This is a genomic window from Psychrobacter sp. 1U2 (assembly GCF_051847575.1).
This window is the reverse complement of the sequence record NZ_JBPYDC010000259.1, coordinates 1-1,297: the sequence shown is the minus strand read 5'-3', so window position 1 is coordinate 1,297 and position 1,297 is coordinate 1. Positions and strand designations below refer to the sequence as shown.

Genomic DNA, 1,297 nt, shown 5'->3' with positions numbered 1-1,297 from the left:
AATAGGACCAATACCTGTGCCGACAATCGCCTTGGTAAATGGACTCATGGCAATCATCAAAATGACAAAAGGGAAGGCACGCATAAAGTTGGTGATACCGCCTAAGATTGCATACAATCCTTTATTCTGTAAAAACTGCCGATCGCTGGACAAAAATAAGAATATCCCAAATAGCCCGCCAATCGTAACAGCAGCAGCGGTCGAGATACCAAGCATGACAAAGGTATCAAACGATGCTTGCCAAATCTCTTTACGCAGCGCATACAGCTTATCTACTGAGGCGGATAGTTCAGTACCAGTTAACATATCTGTTTATTTTACCTCATTAATCTTCAACGACTAAGCCTTTGCCAATCGGAGTGGTTGCTTGAATCAGACCTTCTTTTACTGCTGCAACTTCAAGCAATTTTCCTTGATGAAGTAGTGCTGCTCGATCACAGAGTCTACGAATCACGCTCATCTCATGAGTGACAATCACGATGGTTACGCCAAGCTGGTCATTGATATCACGCAAACAGGTCAGCAAACTGCGAGTCGTTGCAGGGTCAAGCGCACTGGTCGGCTCATCTGCTAACAAAACCTTTGGACTTGGGGCAATCGCGCGTGCGATACCGACACGCTGCTTTTGTCCACCTGAAAGCTGTGCAGGATAATGACCTGCACGATCAGTTAGATCCACAATCTCAAGACAATCCATGACACGTTTGCGTACATCGCGACTAGGATAACCTGACACTGTTAAGTTAAACGCCACATTGTCAAAGACGGTGCGATTGGCCATCAAATTGAACTGCTGGAAAATCATACCAATATTGTGACGCGCAACACGTAGGTCACTGGCGGACAACGTCGTCAAGTCAGTACCATCAATGATGACTTGACCGCCATCAGGACGCTCAAGCATATTGATTAATCGTAATAAGGTAGATTTACCAGCACCTGAATAGCCCATCAAACCAAAGATTTCACCTTGTCGAACAGACAGGGACGTCGGTTCAACCGCAGTAAACCAATGCGGCTTACCATCTTTGTCTTTTATGGATCGGTCGCTTAAAAAGCTTTTGGTCACGTCATTTAGGACGATCATATCGCTCATGGAATGCTCGAAGTTTAGTAAATAAGGTAGCGGTGATAATGTCGATATACTATTGCAAGATGATAGCGTCAAATCTATATCAATGGCTATATGATAAGGGGCAGTAATATAGCATATTTCTAGACGTTTTGGATATGAACATTCGAGAACCGCTTATAACGATATGGATATTAGCCTTATGCAGTACTCGACGTATAAAGG

At 43.9% G+C, this 1,297-nt stretch carries 1 protein-coding gene and 1 pseudogene; both read right to left on the bottom strand.

Annotation, left to right across the window (positions count from 1 at the left end):
- Positions 1 to 306 (bottom strand): annotated as a pseudogene (locus tag ACS8FD_RS14995) (ABC transporter permease); the annotation flags it as partial.
- 19 nt (positions 307 to 325) lie between these two features.
- Positions 326 to 1,096, bottom strand: a complete 771-nt coding sequence (locus tag ACS8FD_RS14990) for a methionine ABC transporter ATP-binding protein (protein ID WP_439262032.1) — start codon at positions 1,094 to 1,096, stop codon at positions 326 to 328.
- Positions 1,097 to 1,297: the final 201 nt, after the last annotated feature.